The organism is Halococcus morrhuae DSM 1307 (genome assembly GCF_000336695.1).
Classification (GTDB): Archaea; Halobacteriota; Halobacteria; order Halobacteriales; family Halococcaceae; genus Halococcus; species Halococcus morrhuae.
In genome coordinates this window covers 1-1,174 of sequence record NZ_AOMC01000055.1, presented here as the reverse complement: position 1 = coordinate 1,174, position 1,174 = coordinate 1, and the positions used below count along the sequence as shown (strand labels likewise).

General features: G+C 60.7%; 2 protein-coding genes and 1 pseudogene. 1 reads left to right on the top strand and 2 read right to left on the bottom strand.

Annotated elements, in window-relative coordinates:
* Nucleotides 1–194 (bottom strand): annotated as a pseudogene (locus tag C448_RS03955) (ISH6 family transposase); the annotation flags it as partial.
* A gap of 313 nt (nucleotides 195–507) precedes the next feature.
* Here C448_RS03955 and C448_RS16435 point away from each other — a divergent pair.
* Entirely contained in the window at nucleotides 508–882 is a 375-nt protein-coding gene (locus tag C448_RS16435; protein ID WP_193363108.1) for a hypothetical protein, read from the top strand.
* A gap of 8 nt (nucleotides 883–890) precedes the next feature.
* Here the strand turns inward: C448_RS16435 and C448_RS03940 are convergent.
* The coding region (locus tag C448_RS03940) for a zinc ribbon domain-containing protein (RefSeq protein WP_004052013.1) at nucleotides 891–1,174 on the bottom strand (284 nt) is incomplete at its 5' end.

Here is a 1,174-nt window from a genome sequence, read left to right as displayed (position 1 = left end):
TGGTCACCGTTGCCGTGGGCGTATTTTTCGCCACAGAGCGCCTCGACGCGGGCCGCGTCGAGGCTCTCGACCAGTTCTTCGAGAAGTACTGACTCGACGTTCTGGTCGGTGACGAACTCGGCGAGTACGGCGAGCGGTATGGTTTTGTCGTCGTCGATACTGAGTTCGAACCGCACGTTGATTTCAGCGTGCATGGGGTGGTCTCGGTTTGGACACCAGAGACAACCCCTTCCTGAGGGGAGTCAGTTGCTACCGAAGTCTAGACCGCTTTGCGACACGACCNCCGCGTCGAGGCTCTCGACCAGTTCTTCGAGAAGTACCGATTCGATGTTCTGGTCGGTGACGAACTCGGCGAGTGCGGCGAGCGGTATGGTTTTGTCGTCATCGGTACTGAGTTCGAACCGCACGTTGATTTCAGCGTGCATGGGGTGGTCTCGGTTTGGTCACCAGAGACAACCCCTTCCTGAAGGGAGTCAGTTGCTACCGAAGTCTNGGGGTGGTCTCGGTTTGGTCACCAGAGACAACCCCTTCCTGAAGGGAGTCAGTTGCTACCGAAGTCTAGACCGCTTTGCGACACGACCAAAGATTTGTCCTGAGCTGTGTCGGCGTGACCACGATCGGTGCGTCGGCGAGGTCCGCCCCGTCGAGGAGCTCGTCGTATCTGAAGGCGAGTTCGCGGCGCTGTTCGACCTCCGGCGGTGGTCCGCGATCGTCGTCCTGCCGACGATAATAGCACTGCCGTGGGCAGTAGGCGGCGGATCTGAGATCGCTGAAAGCGTGTTTGCCCATGTGACGGCTGGCCGTGTCATCCGGTTTGACATCCTCCCCGCCCTGCTCGCGCCCATTCGGGCGCTCGCTGAGGACGGGGATTCCCGACCGTAGGTGGGATATTAGGGTTCGCGGTTCGTTTGAGCGACCTGTTCTCGCGGGGCGAAACCGCCCTCGCTCCGGTCGAACAGGCGAACCGCTGGCTGTGCCAACCAGCCGTTATCCCTATCCTCTCGCCGAGGATTCGGGAGTACCTTTTGTCGAATGTTCTCGGCTCCGTTCGTGTCGGCGTTCGCAACCAACCCACAGTCGTCACAGACGTACAGCCCGCGCTCGACGCGCTGGCGGTCGTCGGTTCGGCCGCAGGCCGAACACGACTTCGACGTATCCCGTTCGGAGACAGATA